Source organism: Corynebacterium sp. (assembly GCF_030532715.1).
In the GTDB taxonomy this organism is placed as follows: domain Bacteria; phylum Actinomycetota; class Actinomycetes; order Mycobacteriales; family Mycobacteriaceae; genus Corynebacterium.
In genome coordinates, this window is the sequence record NZ_JAUNKO010000001.1 from 95,111 (window position 1) to 113,410 (window position 18,300).

The 18,300-nt window shown below is 60.4% G+C and carries 19 protein-coding genes; 3 read left to right on the forward strand and 16 right to left on the reverse strand.

What is annotated here, in order from left to right:
* Positions 1-298 precede the first annotated feature (298 nt).
* Together Q4D83_RS00465 and Q4D83_RS00470 are read right to left on the reverse strand one after the other, a co-directional pair.
* Positions 299-1,309: a LacI family DNA-binding transcriptional regulator gene (locus Q4D83_RS00465; protein ID WP_303172033.1), complete on the reverse strand. Its 1,011-nt coding sequence runs from the start codon at positions 1,307-1,309 to the stop codon at positions 299-301.
* Between the two features lie 246 nt (positions 1,310-1,555).
* Entirely contained in the window at positions 1,556-3,790 is a 2,235-nt protein-coding gene (locus Q4D83_RS00470) for a polyribonucleotide nucleotidyltransferase (RefSeq protein ID WP_303172034.1), read from the reverse strand.
* A 162-nt stretch (positions 3,791-3,952) separates the two neighbouring features.
* Here Q4D83_RS00470 and Q4D83_RS00475 point away from each other — a divergent pair, with 162 nt between their 5' ends.
* The gene (locus Q4D83_RS00475; RefSeq protein WP_303172035.1) at positions 3,953-4,558 is read left to right on the forward strand and encodes a CPBP family intramembrane glutamic endopeptidase; all 606 of its coding nucleotides are present in this window, start codon (positions 3,953-3,955) and stop codon (positions 4,556-4,558) included.
* 31 nt (positions 4,559-4,589) lie between these two features.
* Positions 4,590-5,117 carry a CPBP family intramembrane glutamic endopeptidase gene (locus Q4D83_RS00480; protein ID WP_303172036.1) on the forward strand — a complete coding sequence of 176 codons (528 nt, stop codon included), beginning with the start codon at positions 4,590-4,592 and terminating at the stop codon, positions 5,115-5,117.
* 121 nt (positions 5,118-5,238) lie between these two features.
* Here Q4D83_RS00480 and rpsO read toward each other — a convergent pair whose 3' ends face one another.
* Positions 5,239-5,508 (reverse strand): 30S ribosomal protein S15, encoded by a 270-nt coding sequence (gene rpsO, locus Q4D83_RS00485; RefSeq protein WP_303172037.1) that lies wholly within the window; start codon positions 5,506-5,508, stop codon positions 5,239-5,241.
* Positions 5,509-5,692: 184 nt separating this feature from the next.
* Complete coding sequence (locus Q4D83_RS00490) at positions 5,693-6,664, reverse strand: bifunctional riboflavin kinase/FAD synthetase (protein ID WP_303172039.1); 972 nt, start codon at positions 6,662-6,664, stop codon at positions 5,693-5,695.
* A 31-nt stretch (positions 6,665-6,695) separates the two neighbouring features.
* Between Q4D83_RS00490 and truB the strand changes: the two genes are divergently transcribed.
* On the forward strand, positions 6,696-7,589 hold the full coding sequence (gene truB, locus Q4D83_RS00495; RefSeq protein ID WP_303172040.1) for a tRNA pseudouridine(55) synthase TruB: 894 nt from the start codon (positions 6,696-6,698) through the stop codon (positions 7,587-7,589).
* 8 nt (positions 7,590-7,597) lie between these two features.
* Here the strand turns inward: truB and Q4D83_RS00500 are convergent, their stop codons facing one another.
* From Q4D83_RS00500 to Q4D83_RS00555, 12 genes are all read right to left on the reverse strand, one after another.
* Positions 7,598-8,248 carry a 4'-phosphopantetheinyl transferase gene (locus Q4D83_RS00500; protein ID WP_303172041.1) on the reverse strand — a complete coding sequence of 217 codons (651 nt, stop codon included), beginning with the start codon at positions 8,246-8,248 and terminating at the stop codon, positions 7,598-7,600.
* 1 nt (position 8,249) lies between these two features.
* Positions 8,250-9,050 (reverse strand): metallophosphoesterase, encoded by an 801-nt coding sequence (locus Q4D83_RS00505; protein ID WP_303172043.1) that lies wholly within the window; start codon positions 9,048-9,050, stop codon positions 8,250-8,252.
* Complete coding sequence (locus Q4D83_RS00510; RefSeq protein WP_303172044.1) at positions 9,047-10,351, reverse strand: MATE family efflux transporter; 1,305 nt, start codon at positions 10,349-10,351, stop codon at positions 9,047-9,049. Before Q4D83_RS00510 ends, Q4D83_RS00505 begins: the two co-directional genes overlap by 4 nt.
* Positions 10,352-10,355: 4 nt before the next feature.
* Entirely contained in the window at positions 10,356-11,303 is a 948-nt protein-coding gene (locus tag Q4D83_RS00515) for a bifunctional oligoribonuclease/PAP phosphatase NrnA (RefSeq protein ID WP_303172046.1), read from the reverse strand.
* 6 nt (positions 11,304-11,309) lie between these two features.
* On the reverse strand, positions 11,310-11,750 hold the full coding sequence (gene rbfA, locus Q4D83_RS00520) for a 30S ribosome-binding factor RbfA (RefSeq protein WP_303172048.1): 441 nt from the start codon (positions 11,748-11,750) through the stop codon (positions 11,310-11,312).
* A gap of 46 nt (positions 11,751-11,796) precedes the next feature.
* Positions 11,797-12,471, reverse strand: a complete 675-nt coding sequence (locus tag Q4D83_RS00525) for a phosphatase PAP2 family protein (RefSeq protein WP_303172049.1) — start codon at positions 12,469-12,471, stop codon at positions 11,797-11,799.
* 41 nt (positions 12,472-12,512) lie between these two features.
* Positions 12,513-12,881 (reverse strand): D-ribose pyranase, encoded by a 369-nt coding sequence (gene rbsD / locus Q4D83_RS00530; RefSeq protein ID WP_303172050.1) that lies wholly within the window; start codon positions 12,879-12,881, stop codon positions 12,513-12,515.
* A 3-nt stretch (positions 12,882-12,884) separates the two neighbouring features.
* Positions 12,885-13,802, reverse strand: a complete 918-nt coding sequence (locus Q4D83_RS00535; protein WP_303172846.1) for a ribokinase — start codon at positions 13,800-13,802, stop codon at positions 12,885-12,887.
* Entirely contained in the window at positions 13,799-14,725 is a 927-nt protein-coding gene (locus tag Q4D83_RS00540; RefSeq protein WP_303172051.1) for a D-ribose ABC transporter substrate-binding protein, read from the reverse strand. The genes Q4D83_RS00535 and Q4D83_RS00540 overlap by 4 nt, the downstream gene beginning before the upstream one ends.
* 62 nt (positions 14,726-14,787) lie before the next feature.
* The gene (locus Q4D83_RS00545) at positions 14,788-15,738 is read right to left on the reverse strand and encodes an ABC transporter permease (RefSeq protein WP_303172052.1); all 951 of its coding nucleotides are present in this window, start codon (positions 15,736-15,738) and stop codon (positions 14,788-14,790) included.
* Complete coding sequence (locus tag Q4D83_RS00550) at positions 15,738-17,258, reverse strand: sugar ABC transporter ATP-binding protein (RefSeq protein ID WP_303172053.1); 1,521 nt, start codon at positions 17,256-17,258, stop codon at positions 15,738-15,740. Before Q4D83_RS00550 ends, Q4D83_RS00545 begins: the two co-directional genes overlap by 1 nt.
* A 3-nt stretch (positions 17,259-17,261) precedes the next feature.
* Positions 17,262-18,260 (reverse strand): LacI family DNA-binding transcriptional regulator, encoded by a 999-nt coding sequence (locus tag Q4D83_RS00555; protein ID WP_303172055.1) that lies wholly within the window; start codon positions 18,258-18,260, stop codon positions 17,262-17,264.
* Positions 18,261-18,300 lie beyond the last annotated feature (40 nt).

Here is an 18,300-nt window from a genome sequence, read left to right on the forward strand (position 1 = left end):
CTCCTCGATGAAAAGGGGCAACAGTTGATGTTCACCCCTAAAACTACGCTAATCGCAACCAAAAATGGGAACCTTCCCACACTCACATTCTTTGGAAACTTCGGCGCCAACAGGGGTTTTCACTGTATTGCCAAGCACGTTTACCTATAGATGTGACATGGATCATTGTAAATGGGGGTGCTGTATGCAGCGTAGCTACCCCCTAAGCCACAGATTCAAGGGCTCTGCTGCCCGTTTTAGGAAAACGGTTGCACAACGCATCGGGAACGGCGCGGCCTTACCGTTACCCTGGGCGGCTTTAGCCGATGCGACGCAAGGTCTCCCCCGCGATGAGTTCACCGCACACCAATTCGCGCACGGGGCGAGTCGGCACATCCAGCAACATATCAGCAACCAGTTCGATCCCCCGCTGAGCTACCGTTTCCACGGGCAGCCGCAACGTAGTCAACCCAATAAGGTCGATCCCGTCGCCCAAGCCGTCGCACCCCGTCAAGCCAAGCCGCTCCGGCACCGCCATTCCACGCGCCCGCAATTTACGCATCACATCAAGCGCGACGCGATCGAACGGGCACATGAGTGCCAGCGGGCCCGGCAACGCGAGGATTTCTTCGAGTTGCGAATCCGAAAGCATATTGCGATCCACGGGCCAGTCCAACACTTCAACATTATGCCGACGAAGCTGATCCACCGTCGCCGCGGTTCGAACATGCGCACCACGCGAATATTTCGCGTCCAAGGTGAGTACCACGGCGCGCTCATAGCCCATAGCGACGACGCGGTCCGCCAACATCATCCCATGCCGATATTCATCAAACGAAATATTATGCAGGCTGGAATGTGTTTCAGGCCGCCCCAAGACCAAGGTCGGCACCTCGCCGACGATTTCAACTAAGTCTTCGCTCGGGATTGTTCCAGACGCCACAATCACAGCACCGACACGCAGGCCCACCAAATCACGCACCGCCTGCAACTCGCGCTGCTGCGCCTCCGGCGACACAACCGTCATAGACAGCATTTGCAAATTACGCTCGTAAGCAGCCTGCTGCAACTCGCGGTGCATCGTGCCATACACCGGGTTGTGTGCATCCCGCACCAACAACCCAATCAAATGCGTATTGTCCGCGCGCAACGACCGCGCGGCTGGATTCACCGTATAGCCAACCTCACGGACCGCCTGTTCGATCCGACTTCGGGTGGATTCCGCATAATGCCCCTTCCCCGACAGCACGCGCGACACCGTAGATTTGGAAACCCCCGCCGCGTGCGCGACGTCAATAATCGTGGCTCGCTTCCTGCGATCAGTGGACATACTCGCAAACCTCTCGCCAAAATTCCGAACACACAAACATCCGCGCGGTGCCGCACGCCTCACGCACGCGGCCTTAATAATTCAATGTACCCCAAAACTATGCGCTTTTATGCTACGCGCCGCGCTCAGCTCTCCCACCCAAGGTTCGAAACAATATTTGGGAACGGCAAACGCCTACCCAACGGCGACGGCGCACAATGCGCACAGCGCAGCCGGGTAGGCGTCGACAACAACCACCAGCGGCGATTACCCCTCCACAGGCACCAAGGAAATCTTACCGCGATTATCAATATCGGCGATCTCCACCTGGATCTTCTCGCCGACGTTCACCACGTCCTCCACCTTTTCAATACGCTTGCCGTTGCCCAGCTTGGAAATGTGCACCAAGCCGTCACGCCCCGGCAGCAGCGACACAAACGCGCCGAACGCAGTGGTCTTCACCACGGTGCCAAGGAACCGTTCCCCCACCTTAGGCAGCTGCGGATTCGCAATCGCATTGATCTTCTCAATCGCAGCGTCAGCGGCCTCGCCATTCGTGGCAGCCACATACACCGTGCCGTCTTCCTCGATGGTGATGTTCGCGCCGGTTTCCTCCGTGATGGAGTTGATGGTCTTGCCCTTCGGGCCAATGACCTCACCGATCTTGCTAATCGGCACGTTGACAGTGGTGATGCGCGGCGCCAGCGGGCTCATCTCGTCAGGGCTGTCGATCACCTCGGCCATGGTCTCCAAGATGGCAAGGCGCGCGTCACGGGCCTGCGACAGCGCGTCCGCGAGCACGGAGGACGGGATGCCGTCCAACTTCGTGTCCAATTGCAGCGCGGTAATAAATTCGGCAGTGCCGGCAACTTTAAAGTCCATGTCGCCGAACGCGTCTTCCGCGCCAAGGATATCCGTGAGCGCCACGTAGCGAGTCTCGCCCTTCACCTCATCAGACACCAAGCCCATGGCAATGCCCGCAACCGGAGCCTTCAGCGGCACGCCCGCGTTATACAGCGACAACGTCGACGCGCACACCGAACCCATAGAAGTTGAGCCGTTCGAACCCAACGCCTCCGAAACCTGGCGGATGGTATACGGAAAATCGTCGCGGGACGGAATCACCGGAATCAGCGCACGCTCCGCCAACGCGCCGTGACCAACCTCGCGGCGCTTCGGGGAACCAACGCGGCCGGTCTCGCCGGTGGAATACGGCGGGAAGTTGTAGTGGTGGATATAGCGCTTGTGGTTCACCGGAGTCAGCGAATCGATCTGCTGCTCCATCTTGAGCATGTCCAACGTGGTCACCCCAAGGATCTGCGTTTCACCGCGCTCGAACAACGAGGAACCGTGGGCGCGGGGAATCAAATCCACCTCCACGCCAAGGTCGCGGATATCGGTGACGCCACGGCCGTCGATACGGAAATGATCGGTAAGGATACGACGCCGCACAATCGCCTTCATGAGTGCGTTATACGCAGCGCGGATCTCCTTCTCACAATCCTCGAAGCGCCCAAGCAGGCTTTCCTCAACGGCCTCCATGTGCTCGTTGGTAGCCTCCTCGCGCTCCTGCTTATTCTTGATGGTCAGGAGCTTCTCCAACTTACCGGCGGCCTTCTTTTCCACCGCAGCGTAAATCTCATCCGTGTACGGCGGGAACAGAGGAAACTCCTGGGTTTCCTTTGCGGCCTGCTTGGCCAACCCCTGCTGGGCACGGCACAGCACCTCAATGAATGGCTTCGCTGCCTCCAAGCCCTCGGCAACAACTTCTTCGGTTGGCGCGGGGGCGCCGCCGCCGATCCGTTCCACAACGCTTTCGGTAGCGCCAGCTTCCACCATCATGATCGCAACATCGTTGACAGTGCGGCGGCCCTTCTTTTTGGACACAATGCGGCCCGCCACCACAATCTCGAACAACGCCTCAGCCTGCTGCTCGTGCGTGGGGAACGCAACCCACTTGCCCTTCGGGTGCTTCTCGTTTGCCAACAACGCCATGCGCACGCCACCCACCGGGCCAGACACCGGCAAGCCGGACAATTGCGTTGCGGCAGACGCGGCGTTAATAGCCACCACGTCGTACATGTCCTTCGGATCCATGGACATGACCGTGACGATCACCTGCACCTCGTTGCGCAGGCCCTTCACAAAGGTCGGCCGCAGCGGGCGGTCAATCAGGCGGCACGCCAAAATCGCCTCGGTAGACGGGCGACCCTCACGGCGGAAAAACGACCCGGGAATGCGGCCGGCGGCGTACATGCGCTCTTCCACATCCACCGTCAGGGGGAAGAAATCAAAACCTTCGCGTGGCTGATTCGACGCCGTGGTCGTAGCCAGCATCATCGTGCCTTCATCTAAATAGGCAGTAACAGAACCATCCGCCTGGCGGGCCAGCTGGCCGGTTTCCAAGCGGATGGTTCGGGTGCCAAAGTCACCATTATCAATAACTGCTGTGGCTTCTACAATGCCATATTCAGGATCTTTGGCTATAGTAACGTCACTCATGTAGGTACGTTTCTCCTCGATAGGATATGCGGGTGGTCATCGGTGCCACCTGGGAATCGGATCTTCTCTTTAAAGAGTCTCGTGCGCATTTTACCAGGACAAAACACAAATAGCTATTCGTAACTCATACCTAATTTAGAAGCACTGATTACACTCGTGAACATGGCACTCAATGACCCCAACGACCTGCTGTTTTTTACAGTGCCTACCCTGTTTTACCTTCTCCTACACAGGATCTATTTAATCCCCTCCCTCGCCTACCTGTTCCAGCATCGAACAAATTTACGCGGGGCGCTGCGAACAATGGGGCTCGTTCGACCAACAATGCGAGACTATAAAAGCGCCGCAACAACATCGGTATTCCTCGCGGCAATGACGCTCGCTATGGTCTATTTCTTCCCCAATTCAATTCCCGCAAAGCCGGCAATTGTGGCAACCGCCGCCATGATCGCCATCGAAGCAACCGTGACCGTGCTGCGCGGCGCGGGGGAAGAAATGCTGTTTCGAGGCTTCATCCAAGGCATCTTTAGCAAACACTTCTCCGCTTACACAGCCATCCTGGCGCAAGCCTTGTTATCCATGCTGCCCGCCACCCTGCTCACGCTGGTAGACACCGGGTACTGGGTATTGCTGCCGCCGCAATTCCTCGCGGTAGTCACCCTGGGGTACCTTCGCCACCGCACCGGCAAAATAATCGCACCACTCTTGGTACATATTATCCTCAACATTGTTATTATGGTCGCCGAAATTGCCGGCATAAACACCTAATTACATCAGCAAACGCAGTTATAATAAAACCATGGTTGAGCTGCTGTTATTTTCCATCCCAACAATTGCTTACCTCGCGTGGCATAGAAACTCGCTGCGGGAAGCGGCTCGCGTGATGGGTTTTGCTCGCCCCCGACCAAAAGACCTCACACTCGCGGTCATCACCGCACTCGTTTTGGCGGCACTCTCCTGGCCGATCATCCGCCTCATCCCGCCCGAGGTGCTATCCTCGCCAAACATCGCGCTACCCACCATCACAGCACTCAGCCTGGTGAGCACAGCGGCCCGCGCCGCCGGGGAAGAAATTTTGTTTCGCGGCTTCCTGCAAGGGCTTCTTGGCCAACGCCTCGGCGCACTACCCACAATCGCAATCGTGAGCGCACTGTTTTTGCTCCCACATGTGCCGCTGTTGTTGGTGAGCTGGTCGCTTGTGGGATTGGTCGCACTGCAATTCGTCGCCGGGGTAGGCATGTGCTACCTCCGGCATATCACCGGCAATATCGCAGCCCCGACCATTGTGCACGTTGTACTCAATGTGAGCCAAGCATTCCTGCTATAACGGCGCGCAACTATCGGCACCGGAACACCGGCATAGCAAAACCCGCCGCGGAAGTTGACTTTCCAACTCCCACCGCGGGTACGTTTCGCTAGCCGGTCAGTACGACCACACCGGCGAGAAATTAGCGGCGCAGGCCAAGGCGCGCGATCAGATCACGGTAGCGATCGATGTTGTTTTCGGCCAGGTACTTGAGCAGGCCCTTGCGGCGACCAACGAGCAGCAGCAGGCCACGACGGGAGTGGTGGTCGTGCTTGTGGAACTTCAGGTGCTCGGTCAGCTGGCGGATACGCGCGGTCAGCAGCGCAATTTGGGCTTCCGGGGAGCCGGTGTCGGTCTCGTGGATGCCGTATTCAGCAAGGATGGATTGCTTCTGCTCGGTGGTAAGAGCCATGGAGTATTCTCCTCGTACATACTTTCAGTCCGCATGAAAGTGCCGCCACGAGGGCGGGGTGCGACTGCTGCGGACCGCAGTCGCGAAAACCTCGAAAAACAGTACCATGGCGCCGACGAAAAACCCAAAGCAAGCGAACAAGAAAGCCCCACCACACATCGGGTTCCGGGCAACCCCCGCGAGCCTACGTCGTCGCGGTAGTGAGGATTTCGCGCGCGCGGGCGACGTCCTGGCCCATGGCGCTGAGGAGTTCGTCAACGCTGCTAAATTTCACCATCGGGCGCAGGCGTTCGACGAATTCTACCGCGCAGAAGCGCCCGTAGAGGTCTGCGTCTTGATCCAATACGAACGCTTCAACGCTGCGCCGTTCATCGCCGAACGTGGGATTAGTTCCTACGGAAACGGCGGTCATGTAACGCTGGTGGGGCTGCATGTCGCCGTCGACCGGGGCGTCGTCAAGAATGGTGAACCAGCCGCAGTATACGCCGTCAGCCGGGAGGGCTACGCTCTCCGGAAAGTACAAGTTTGCGGTTGGGTAGCCGAGTTCACGGCCGCCTCGTCCGGCGCCGCGGCAAACTTCCCCTGCGACGGAGTAGTTACGGCCGAGCGCCCAGTTTGCGCGCCGTACGTTGCCTTCGCTCAATAACCCCCGAATCACTGTCGAACTGATGGTCGTTCCGTCTTCGGCGACGAGCGGGAGCACGCGTACCTCCACCCCGTAGCGCTCCCCGAGCTCGACGAGGGTTTCGGTCGTTCCGCTGGCCCGGTGGCCGAATGTAAAGTTGTCACCCACGATCACGGCCGCCGCGTTCAAACATCCTTGCAATACTTGGGTGAAGAACTCTTCGGGGCTTTGCGCCGCGAGTTCGTGGGTAAAGCGCACCGCGAGCATGTGGTCGACGCCGAGGTCTTCCGCGAGGTCCGCACGGTTGGCCAGGTTTCCGAGCATGGGCGGCATGCGGTCGGGGTGGAGCACTGCGAGGGGGTGGGGGTCAAAGGTCATGACCACGCAAGGGACTCCGTGCCGGTCCGCCGCCGCGCGGGCTTCCGATATCAGCGCCCGGTGTCCGCGATGCACGCCGTCGAACACACCGATGGTAACCACACTCCGGCCAAGGTCGGCCGGCACTTCCTCTAATCCGTGCCAGATATCCACTCGGACAACACTACGTCATACACTAAGTCGCATGAACGATCCCCTCTCCACTTCCGGCTTGGTTGTTGTGGACAAGCCAGGCGGCATGACTTCCCACGACGTGATTGCGCGCCTGCGCCGGATGTTTGGCACGCGGCGGGTGGGACACGCTGGCACGCTGGACCCGATGGCTACCGGCGTGCTGGTCGTTGGGATTGAACGCGGCACTCGCTTCCTTGCCCACCTGGTCGCCGAAACGAAAACGTACCGAGCAACCATTCGACTTGGCATGAGTACCACCACCGACGACGCCGAGGGGGAACCGCTTGCCACCTGTGACGCAAGTACGCTTTCCGACGCCGCCATCCGCGACGCGATAGCCGAACTCACCGGGGACATCATGCAGCGCCCCAGCTCCGTGAGTGCGATCAAGGTGGATGGCAAGCGCGCCCACGAGCGGGTACGTGCCGGCGAGGAGGTTTCACTACCTGCGCGCCCTGTGACGGTGCATCGCTTTGATGTCCTCGACCACCGGATTGAAGGCACATTTTACGATGTGGACGTGGAAGTCCACTGCTCCTCAGGAACATACATTCGCTCCTTAGCCAGGGATCTCGGTGAGGCGCTCGGCGTCGGCGGTCACATCACGGCATTGCGGCGCACGGCCGTCGGCACGTTCACGTTGGCGCGCGCGGCCACCTTAGAACAGCTGGCGGACGACCCACAGCTCAGCTTTAGTTTGGATGAAGCGCTCCTCGCCACTCACCCCAAACTGGAGGTGAGCGAAGAGGAAGGCCGCGCGTTGGCCATGGGTCAATGGTTGCCAGCGCGCGGACTGCGGGGCGTACACGCCGCCGTCACCCCAAACGGCCAAGCCATTGCGCTAGTGCGGGAACGAGGCAAACGGCTCGCCACCGTGTTTGTTGCTCGGCCTTCAACCCTGTAGCCCCGCGCCTATTGGGTCACGGCGGTCACTGCGATAATGTAGCCGTCGCGGATTTCCCAACGCCCCCGGATAAACGGCACGGGTGCAGGCCGTACCAGCAGGTAGGACACGAATGTACCGTCGGTGCGGATATCAATCTCCGCCTGTTCAAACCCGAGCCAGCGGTGCGTCATGGGAAACCACGCTTTGTAGGTGGCTTCCTTCGCGCAAAACAGCAGCCTGTCGGCGCAATCAATACCTAAGCTTTCAATGCGGGTGAGCTCGGTGCGGCGGGCAATGGAGCGCAGCACGCCCTCCGGCAGGGGTTCGGCGGGCTCCACGTCCAACCCCATGGCGCGCACCAACAGGCGGGGTGCGGCGACGGCAGCGCGAAACCCCGCGGTATGCGTCAACGAACCGCTTACCGACGCCGGCCACAACGGCATCCCACGCTCGCCCCGCAGTATCGGGTCACCCGTATCACGTTGGAGATCGCGCAACGCCTGGTGGGCACACCAGCGGGCATCCCCAAACTCGGCTTTGCGAATGTCTACCGCATGGGCCACGAGCGCCTGCTCCAGCGGATGAAGCCCATAATAGTTATCCAGGTTCACTTCATCGACGTCGCGGCGAATAACGCTAAATCGTGCCGATGCTGGAAACAGGTTGGGATCGCACATGTCAATCGCCCGCCTGTAGTATCCGAACTGGCCATTGTCTATCTGCAGGGTATCGTTGCCACTCTCGCGGATAGCCCAAGCTGACTTCATAGTGCGCAATCCCCTCTACAACGTAAGTTCCCGGCATGTGCAAATGCCCAAACACAACGGCTTTCGCCTCGTACCTGCTCGCCCAGCTACGGGTGTGCCGAGTCCCGCACCACGGAGCCAACTCCCGCACATGCAACGATTCCACCGGTTCAATCACCAGCGGCCAGTGATTCACCAACACCGTGGGGCCTGTGACCTTACTGAGCCGCTTCACAGAATATGCCAACCGGTCCCAACACCAGGCTCGAATATCCACGAACGGCGCGATGGCGAACTCGTCGGTCATCATCACTTGCCGATCATGCGCCGCCTGCACCGCCTGCTCCACCGAATACCCCGGCGCGCGAAACGAATAGTCATACAGCGTAAATAACGGCACAATCGTAATGCCCGCAAACACCGGATACGGGTCCTCCGGGGTGAGCACATCAATTCGGCGGCAACCGTCCACCAGCTCGTCATACTTGTTTCGCCCCTGGTGGCGATCACTACTCCGGCTAAACAACTCGTGGTTCCCCGGAACCCAAATCACCCGCGCGAACCGGCGCCGCAGCTTAGTGAGCACCTCGAGCACCAGCTCAGTGCGCTCCGCAACATCGCCCGCCACGATCAACCAATCGCCCGGGCGGTCCGGTTGAATACGATCGATGGCTTCCGCATTAGCTTTCACCGCGGCATGCAAATCAGCCACGGCCCAAAGAGTCTGCGTCACCTCGATCCCCTTTCATCGCCAACGTTTATGCCCATCCAAGCATTTCCACGGTACCTACACACTACCGCCACTAAGCGCACACACAGGAATACCGCAAGCCCACACCATACGCCGACCACCCCGGCGTCGAAAAGCAGCGACAGCCAAACCCCCGGCAGGAAGCCAAACAACACCGCGCCCATAGTCGCCTTCCGCAGAAACGCCGCGTCCGCCGCGCCGAGCAGCACGCCATCAAGGGCGAACACCACGCCGCCGATGACCACCATGGCGACCATGATCCACCACGGGCCCGCAATCACCCGCTGAACCTCCACCGAATTCGTAAACACTTGCGGTAACCACCAAAAGCCGCTCGCCAACACCACAGCCAGGAAAATCGCAAAAACGGTCGAGTAAAGGGTGATCCGGTTGGCCACATTGCGCACCTGTGCCGCCCCCGTCGCGGCACCCAACGCAGAACCAACCAGCGTCTGCGCAGCAATGGCCAAGGAATCCAACACGAGGGTGAGCAAGTTCCACAATTGCAACAACACCTGGTGCGCCGCCAACGATGGCGCCCCGAACCGCGCCGCCACCGCCGCAGCCGACACAAACGCCACCTGGAAGGACAACGAACGCGCGATCAAATCCTTCCCCAGCTTCAACTGCTGAGCAATAATCGACCATTGCGGGCGCCACGAACCCTCATGAGCGCGCACGAGCGCCCCGAAAAACAAGGCGGCCGTAATCAACTCACCGAACAAGTTTGCCCACGCCGAGCCGACCAGCCCAAAGCGGGACACGGCAACGGGCACGGCGATCGCGCTCGGAATCACCCCGGCGAGCGTGAACCACAACGGCAAGCGCGTATTTTGCAGCCCCCGCAGCCAACCATTTCCCGCCATAATCAACAACACGAGCGGAATGCCCAGCGCGGCCACCCGTGACCATCGTGTTGCGGCGGCGGCAACCACCGCGTCGCCCGCCAACCACAAGGTTAATGTGGGCGCAAACACCATGATGATGGCGGCCAACGCGACACCCACCACCAACGCCACCCAGGTTGCCTGCACGCCTTCACGCACCGCACCCGCACGATCGTTTGCCCCGAATGCACGTGCGGATCGCGCGGTGGTGCCATAAGACAAAAAGGTCAATTGGGTGGTCACCTGCGCCTGGATGGTCGTGGCCGCACCCAAGGCCGCGAGCTGGTTCGCACCCAACCTGCCCACCACTGCGGTGTCCAGCAGCAAATACAAAGGCGTGGCCGCCAGGACCCCGAGCGCGGGCAGCGCTAAGCCTAGGACAGTCCGAAAATTCATGAACCTACAACGCCTCGAGATAGTGCGTCAGCTGAGCTAACACATCGTCCGCAGTGCCGAACGCGGTGTAACCTGCGGCCAGCACGTGCCCACCGCCGCCCAGCGCGGTGGCGATATCGGCGACATTCATCGCCGTGGACCGCAACGACACCGCCCAGGTATGGGGAGTGTATTCCTTAAACACCACCCCGATGTCCACCCCGGCCAACGCTCGGACGAATTCCACGATGCCCTCCACAGAGTTCACCGGAAAATCGTGAATAGTGTGGTAATCGGCGTACACCACGCCGAGCGAAAACTCGCCAGCACGCTCCACTTGCAATTGGGACAGCACCCGGCCAAGCAACACCACGTCAGGCACGCGGCGTACGTCAAGGAGATCAATGGCAACCTGCCGCGCGTCCACGCCCGCGCGCATCAACCTTGCCGCGAGCTCATGCATCGCGGGCCGCCCCCATCGGAAACTCCCAGTGTCCGTGGCCAGGCCAGCGTACAACGCATGTGCGATGCCGGGGGTAAGCTCCACGCCGAGGCGTGCAATAAGCTCCGCAAGAATCGTCGTCGTTGATTCGGCATCAATATCAATTAAGTTAACGTGGCCGAACCCCGGGTTCGAGGCGTGATGATCCACCACCAGCACGTTCGGGTGCCTCGCAATACCGGCCCCACACTCCCCCGCACGATCCACCGTCGCGCAATCGACGGTGATCACCGCGTCCACCTCCGGCAATGCCTCGACCTGGCGGATCCGGTCAGCCGCCGGAATGCTCAACAAGTTTTCCGAAAACTTTTGCGCCTCACCGATCACGCCGACGACGTCTTTGCCCAACGCCTCCAACGCAAGCACCATCGCGCAAACACTGCCAATAGCGTCCGCGTCGGGGCGAATATGCCCCACCACCGCAATCCGGTCCGCCCCGGAGATAAATTCCGCCGCTGCACCCCACTCCATCGCGGCTCAGTGCTCGTCTTCCGGATGCTTGTACGGATCCGCCTCACCCGCCGGTTGCGCATGTTCAGCGAGTTTGCGCAGCTCCTCGTCGCGGGCGCGGGCTTTCGCCAACAGCGCCTCCATGTGGGCGCTCGCCTCGGGAACGGTATCCAACTCGAAGGTTAACGTGGGCGTAAACCGCACACCCAATTGCTCGCCAACGATTTTGCGCAACTGGCCACGGGCGCGTTTCAACGCTTCCGCCGCCGTGTTCAGGTCCGGCTCCACGTTCATGGTCACGCCACGCACCGTATAGAACACAGTTGCGTCATGTAGGTCGCCGGTGACCTTACAATCAGTGATGGTGACAAGCTCCAAGCGGCGGTCCTTAATCTCCAGCTCGATAGCGTTAGCAACAATCGTTAAAATGCGCTTTGCCATACGCGCTGCACGTGCATGATCAACCATGACGAACCCTCCAGCTTAGAATGCTTCCTCGATGTACCCGACCATCTTACATGCTGGTAGTTCGCTGCAATTGCGCTGCCTCCCCGGTCACGCACGCGCGTGTAACCATCCAACTTAAACCCAGCGATGTGCCCGCTCCCACGAGCAACCCGCTGGCCACATCCGTAAACCAGTGCACGCCCAGGTACAACCGTGACACCGCGATTGACAGTACAAATGCGGTGCCCAACAGCCACGCCACCGTGCGAATACGTTTGCTGCGCACCAGCGCCCCAATGACAAGGATGAGCGAAACGCCAAATGCCGCAGCGGCCGTAGAGTGCCCGGAGGGGAAACTGAAGTCCTGCTCCGTGGTCAGCTGCGTAATCAGCGGTGGGCGTTCCCGGCGCACCAACAACTTCAACGAATGCGTGATTGCTGACGCCCCAGCCACACACGCGACCACGTATCCCCCAAGCCAACGGCTGCGAGTCACCCGCCACACCAACAACCCCAGCACCACCGCCAATAACGTCGCATACAGCGGATTCAGCAGCAGAGTAATGGCCTGCATCACCACGGTGGTGACCGGGTCCCGGGATTCGATAAATTCTGCCAGGACCCGATTGTCACCGTGCACCACCAACTCCCAGCGCACCAGCAACCCCACGCAAGCGGCGAGGACGACCGCGAGGACACCGACGATGATGCGTGTCCGGTCAGAAAACTTCTCAGTAATCATTCATCCAGGCTACGGGAAAGTATCCCGGATTCCGGCGCCGCTCAAAACGGCACCCCGCAGTGGAAGATGGCATTGGCGTACGGGGTGGTTTCGCCGGTTCGCACCACAAAGGCCGCGTCAGCGACAAGCTCTTTGAGCTTTTCGTGCGGCACTTCCGTGACTGCATCGAACAGTTCCCGCACCTCAGGCGGAGTCTCAGTAGCCACAGTGACTTGTTCGATGACCACCTCGTTGAGCATCGCCTGGCACGCTTCCACGAACCGTGGAATACCAAACACAAGCGCTAGATCGACCACCGGCACATGCTGCGGGATTGGCAGCCCGCAATCCGCGATAACAAAGGTATCGGTGTGACCCAATCGCGCAATGTGGCGATTAAGCTCAGCGTGTAACACTCCGTGCGCTTTCATCTTCTACACCTCCGGCAATACCGAATTCTTGTTTGGATACGAGGTTTGGGCGCCGTAGCCCGTCACAGCGTAGGCGCCGACGCGGGCTGCGTAACGCGCGGCGTCGACAAGCGCGTCGCCCGCGGCTAAGCGCGCGACCAGCGCCCCGGTAAACGCGTCACCGGCACCCGTGGTATCCACCGCCGTCACCTTTGGAGTCGGCACGGACGCCACGTTTCCGTCGGGCAGGCCCACGAGCGCCCCGGCCGCACCCAACGTTAACACCACGCTGGAAAAGCCCGCGGCGAGCAACTCCCGCACGGTGTGTTCCGCATCCGCATCAACAGCCGGTTCGACGATGTGTCCGAACTGTCGCAGCACCCATCCGGCCTCGTGCTCGTTGACTATCAGCGGGTCGGCGGCGAGTAGCGCACGCTCACTCACTGTGATGACGGGCGCCAGATTCACCACCACGCGGCCGCCGGCAAGCGCCACTGCGGCTTCGAACCCAGATGCGGGAATTTCGCCCTGGAGCAACACAATATCGGCCGCTTGGACAATGTCCCCGTGTTGCTGCACAAACGCCCCGGTAACCTCGCCGTTCGCGCCGGGGAGTACGACGATGCTGTTTTCGCCATCGTCGGCAACGGTGATCACCGCCATACCCGTCGGTTCGCCAAGCTTTTCGACGCCCGCTAACCCCACGCCAGCATCCACCATCAACGACGTTGCGCGCGCGGCGTAAGCATCGTTTCCGATCGCGCCGATAAAGGACACCTGTGCGCCCTGAAGCGCGGCGGCCACCGCTTGGTTCGCTCCCTTGCCGCCCGGCGAGGTTTTACTTTCGGTGCCGATCACCGTTTCACCAGGCTTCGGGTGGCGCTGCACCCGCATGCTCAGATCCACGTTAATCGAACCTACAACCGTAATGCGTTGCATTATGAGAAGTCCTTGACGTTTTCTTGAGTCACGGTAATAACCTCCACGGGGACCTCCTTTTGCGCCTGCTCACCCTTGAGCAGTTTCGCGGCCTCCTCCACGGCCTTCGCGCCGAGCTCGGCGGGCTGCTGCGCGATGGTGGCGGCCATGCGCCCGTCGGTGACGGCCTTGATTCCGTCTTCAGTGCCGTCGAATCCGATCACAAACACGTCCTTACCGGCGCGGTCGCCGAGTGCCTCAATGGCACCGAGAGCCATCTCATCATTCTCCGCGAAGATCGCTTTGATGTTCGGGTGTGCCTGGAGCAGGTTGGTGGTCACGTTCAGCCCCTGCACACGGTCAAAGCCGGCGGTTTGCTGCGCGGCCACCTTAATATTTGGGAACGCCGCAATACCTTCCATAAAGCCCTGGCCACGGTCGCGCGATGCCGACGATCCGGTGATGCCTTGCAGCACCAACACCTCGCCCTCCTCCCCGATCGACTTGGCCAGCGCCTCGGCGGCTTGCTTACCTCCGGCAACGTTGTCGGAAGCGATGAAGGAATCGACGGTGCCGCCGCTCGCGGACCTATCGACCGCCACCACCGGAACGTTTGCCTTATTGAGCGCCTCGACGGCGGGCACGACGGCGTCGGAATCTGTGGGGTTCACAATCACCACATTCGCCCCGGAGGTGGCTGCGTTGTTCAGCTGGTTGACCTGCACGGAGGCGTCGTTGGAGGCGTCTTGCACATTGAGTGAAACACCCATTTCGTCCGCCTTCTTTTGCGCGCCATCACGCAATTGCACGAAGAATGGGTTGGACTGCGTAGACAACGCCAGCGTGACGGAGCCGGTGGCGGCGCTGTCCCGGTTGCAAGCGACCGCGCCGAACGCCAGTACGGTTGCGGCGGCAACGGCGAGGGTCTTCTTCAATGGGGAAAACATGGTGGTACGTCCTTTCAAGGGGTACATCGTTGGTTCTAGGGTGAGTCTGCGTTGGGCCCGCGTTAGCGCGCCGTCTTGTTGCGGATCACGTCGAAGCCGACGGCGAACGCGATCACAAGACCAATAACAATCTGCTGCCAAAACGAGCTGACGTTCAGGATGTTCAATCCATTACGGATCACGGCTAGCAAAATTGCGCCGACGAGTGTGCCGGTGGCTTTACCAGAGCCGCCGCTCAGCGAGGCGCCGCCGATGACCACCGCCGCAATCGCATCCAACTCGTAGCCAACGGCGGCTTGCGGCTGGGCGGAGGCGAGTCGTCCGGTCATGACCAGGCCCGCGAGCGCTGCAAACACTCCGGACAGGGCGTACACCACCACGAGGATTCGTTTCACCGGCAACCCGGACAAGATCGCGGCTTCCACGTTGCCGCCGATGGCGTACATGGAGCGTCCAATGACGGTACGGCTGAGAATGAACCAGCACACCAGCCCGGCGAACACCATGGTCACGATGGGAATGGGTACGCCCGCTACCGTGGCACCGAGGAAGTTCACCTCCGGCGAACTCGCAATTGGCGAACCTTGGGAAATCACCAAGGTGGCGCCGCGCGCGATGGACATCATGGCCAGCGTTGCAATAAACGCGGGTAGTTTGCCGTAGGCGATGGAGATGCCGCTGATGACGCCCGCGACGAGGCCGGTGAACAGCCCGAGCAGCAGGGTCACGGGGCCTGGTAGCCCGACGTTGGAGAAGGAATACGCGGCGACCATCGCGCCAAGTGCAGCCACGGAGCCAACGGAGAGGTCAATGCCCGCGGCAACGATGACAAAGGTCATGCCGAAGGCGAGGATCGCCACGGTCGCGGCTTGCACGCCGACATTGACGAGATTATTGACCGTCAAAAAGTGCGGCGTTGCAATAAACAGGCCGATGCACAGGACTACCAAGCCAACGAGGGCACCATTATTCATCATCCATTGCAGTATTGGATGTTCGGCTGTCTTTTTCATTATGCTTCCTTCACTTCATCCACAAGGTGGTCTTTGACTTGGGCAACAGCCAGTTGCATCACATCGTCCTGCGTGGTTCCGGCGGCGGGCAGGTCCCCGGTGATACGGCCGCCGGACATGACCAAAATGCGGTCCGACATGCCGAGGATTTCCGGCAGCTCGCTGGAGACCATGAGGACAGCGCCACCCTGCGCCGTCACTTCATTGATAATGTTATAAATTTCTACTTTGGCGCCGACGTCTACGCCCCGCGTCGGCTCATCAAGCAACAGTACGTTCGAACCAGCGAGCACCCAGCGCCCGAACACGGCCTTTTGCTGGTTGCCGCCCGATAGCGAGCGCACGGTTTGGTCGATGCTCGCCATCCGTATCCGCAACCGCTTTGCGACGTCGCTTCCACTCTCCCGCTGGCCACGTAAATCCGCCAGCCCGTAAGAAGAGGTGCTCCGCAACGTGGCAAGCCCCAAGTTGTCCAACACAGACGCATCCAGGATCAACCCTTGCGCTTTCCGATCTTCCGGCACATGCCCCACGCCCTGCGCGATGGCGGCCGCAATGTTCCCGTTGGGCAGCCGCGCACCGTTGACGTATACCTCGCCAGCATCCACCTTGTCGGCGCCGGCGATGGCCCGCACCACTTCCGTGCGGCCGGCCCCCACCAAGCCCGCAAGGCCCACCACCTCACCGGCGTGCACCGTGAACGAAACATCGTAAAAGTTTCCCGCCGAGGTGAGGTTGCGCACCTCCAACAACGGTTCGCCGCGCGGCGGGGTCACGCGCGGGAATTGATCATCAATATCCCGGCCGACCATCAACCTGACCAGTTCTTTTTCCTCAGTATCGGCAGGCACTTCCGCCACCAAACCGCCGTCACGCAACACGGACACCGAATCCGCGATGCGCGCGATCTCGTCCAAATGGTGAGAAATAAACACCATGCCCACGCCCTGTGCCCGCAGATCCTCCACCACCCTAAACAGGTGATCGATTTCTCGTCCGGTGAGCGCAGCGGTGGGCTCGTCAAGGATTAAGATCCGCGCATTCATCGACAACGCTTTTGCAATCTCTACAAGCTGTTGCCGCGCAATGCCCAAACTCCCCACTGGGGTGTCCAGCGAGACGTCGACACCGATGATGCGCAGCGCCGCCTCCGCCTCCGCGCGCAATTGCTTATAGTCGACCAAACCCCACCTCGACGGAGTGCGCCCCAGCAGCAAGTTCTCCGCCACACTCATCGTCGGAACAAGGTTCAGCTCCTGATGAATCGTGGCAATGCCATACGCTTCGGCGGTCTTCGTGTTCGGCAGGCGCGTCGGATTACCATCAATGATGATCTGCCCCGAATCCGGCTGATACACCCCAGACATCATTTTAATGAGGGTGGACTTGCCAGCCCCGTTTTCCCCCAGCAACGCATGCACGTGCCCGGCCCGCACATCGATGCATACATTATCGATGACCCGGACCGGCCCGAAGGATTTGGACACGTATTCGAGCCGCAGCACAGGTTCGTACGACATGGGTTACCTACCTTCCAGTTGCCCTGGCGTGGATCCACGCACAATGAGCGTGGTTGGCAGCTTGATTGTTGTAGCCACAGAATCTCCCTGAAGAATTCGTTGCAGTTCCTCCACGGCACGCTTACCCATCTCGGATACCTGCTGGTCAATAATGGTCAACGGCGGATTTTGCAATTGAAACACCGCGAAATCATCGAAACCGACGAGCCCTAAATCCCGGCCAAGTCGAATGCCACCCTCGTGGCAGGCCCGCAGGGCACCAATCGTCATCATGGAATCCCCCGCGATAATCGCCGACACCGGCACTTGCAGCAGCTGCTGCGTACCCGCATAGCCCTCCTGCTCCCGATAACCACCCAAATACACCGGCTGCTCCCCGATGCCAAAGTGGTGGCAAGCGTCCCGAAACGCCTGCAAGCGCTCCGCGCCAGTCGACGTGTCCTGAGGGCCTGCAAGATAACCAATTGAGGCGTACCCCCGGCCCACCAACAGCTCCACCGCAGCAGCGATGCCGCCGGAAGGGTCCGTGCTCACGGAGGTAGCAGGGACGTCGGGAAGCTCACGGTCAACCAACACCAACGCCGCGTCCAGCTCCGCCAAACACCGCTCCGAACCCGCGTGCGGCACCGCGATAATCCCGTCCACGCGCTGGTCCCGCATAATCTGAACTACCCGCGCCAATTGCTCCGGATCATCATCAGAATTCCCGAGCAATGTGTACAAACCCGCCTCCAACGCGGTCTGCTGCACCGCAGCCGCAAGCTCCGCAAAATACGGGTTGGTTAAATGCGGGATAACCAGGCCAATCGTATTCGTGCGGGATTGACGCAACGCCCGTGCCTGCGCATTCGGCCGATACTGCAGCCGGTCCGCCGCCTCCCGCACGATCTTCTTGGTGCGCGAAGAAATCGCGGGATGGCCGGCCAACGCGCGCGAAACGGTACTCACCGAAAGGCCCGCATCCGCGGCCACATCCTTGAGTGTTGGAGTGCGTTTTTGCATGACGCCAACCTCCTCTACGGCTCATCTACCACTATGCAAT

Excerpts from the sequence above, each read along its gene's own strand:
- Q4D83_RS00465 (WP_303172033.1), bottom strand. The coding sequence starts at position 1,309 with ATGTCCACTGATCGCAGGAAGCGAGCCACGATTATTGACGTCGCGCAC.
- Q4D83_RS00470 (WP_303172034.1), bottom strand. The coding sequence starts at position 3,790 with ATGAGTGACGTTACTATAGCCAAAGATCCTGAATATGGCATTGTAGAA.
- Q4D83_RS00475 (WP_303172035.1), top strand. The coding sequence starts at position 3,953 with ATGGCACTCAATGACCCCAACGACCTGCTGTTTTTTACAGTGCCTACC.
- Q4D83_RS00480 (WP_303172036.1), top strand. The coding sequence starts at position 4,590 with ATGGTTGAGCTGCTGTTATTTTCCATCCCAACAATTGCTTACCTCGCG.
- rpsO (WP_303172037.1), bottom strand. The coding sequence starts at position 5,508 with ATGGCTCTTACCACCGAGCAGAAGCAATCCATCCTTGCTGAATACGGC.
- truB (WP_303172040.1), top strand. The coding sequence starts at position 6,696 with ATGAACGATCCCCTCTCCACTTCCGGCTTGGTTGTTGTGGACAAGCCA.
- Q4D83_RS00500 (WP_303172041.1), bottom strand. The coding sequence starts at position 8,248 with ATGTGCGATCCCAACCTGTTTCCAGCATCGGCACGATTTAGCGTTATT.
- Q4D83_RS00510 (WP_303172044.1), bottom strand. The coding sequence starts at position 10,351 with ATGAATTTTCGGACTGTCCTAGGCTTAGCGCTGCCCGCGCTCGGGGTC.
- Q4D83_RS00515 (WP_303172046.1), bottom strand. The coding sequence starts at position 11,303 with ATGGAGTGGGGTGCAGCGGCGGAATTTATCTCCGGGGCGGACCGGATT.
- rbfA (WP_303172048.1), bottom strand. The coding sequence starts at position 11,750 with ATGGTTGATCATGCACGTGCAGCGCGTATGGCAAAGCGCATTTTAACG.
- Q4D83_RS00525 (WP_303172049.1), bottom strand. The coding sequence starts at position 12,471 with ATGATTACTGAGAAGTTTTCTGACCGGACACGCATCATCGTCGGTGTC.
- rbsD (WP_303172050.1), bottom strand. The coding sequence starts at position 12,881 with ATGAAAGCGCACGGAGTGTTACACGCTGAGCTTAATCGCCACATTGCG.
- Q4D83_RS00540 (WP_303172051.1), bottom strand. The coding sequence starts at position 14,725 with ATGTTTTCCCCATTGAAGAAGACCCTCGCCGTTGCCGCCGCAACCGTA.
- Q4D83_RS00545 (WP_303172052.1), bottom strand. The coding sequence starts at position 15,738 with ATGAAAAAGACAGCCGAACATCCAATACTGCAATGGATGATGAATAAT.
- Q4D83_RS00550 (WP_303172053.1), bottom strand. The coding sequence starts at position 17,258 with ATGTCGTACGAACCTGTGCTGCGGCTCGAATACGTGTCCAAATCCTTC.
- Q4D83_RS00555 (WP_303172055.1), bottom strand. The coding sequence starts at position 18,260 with ATGCAAAAACGCACTCCAACACTCAAGGATGTGGCCGCGGATGCGGGC.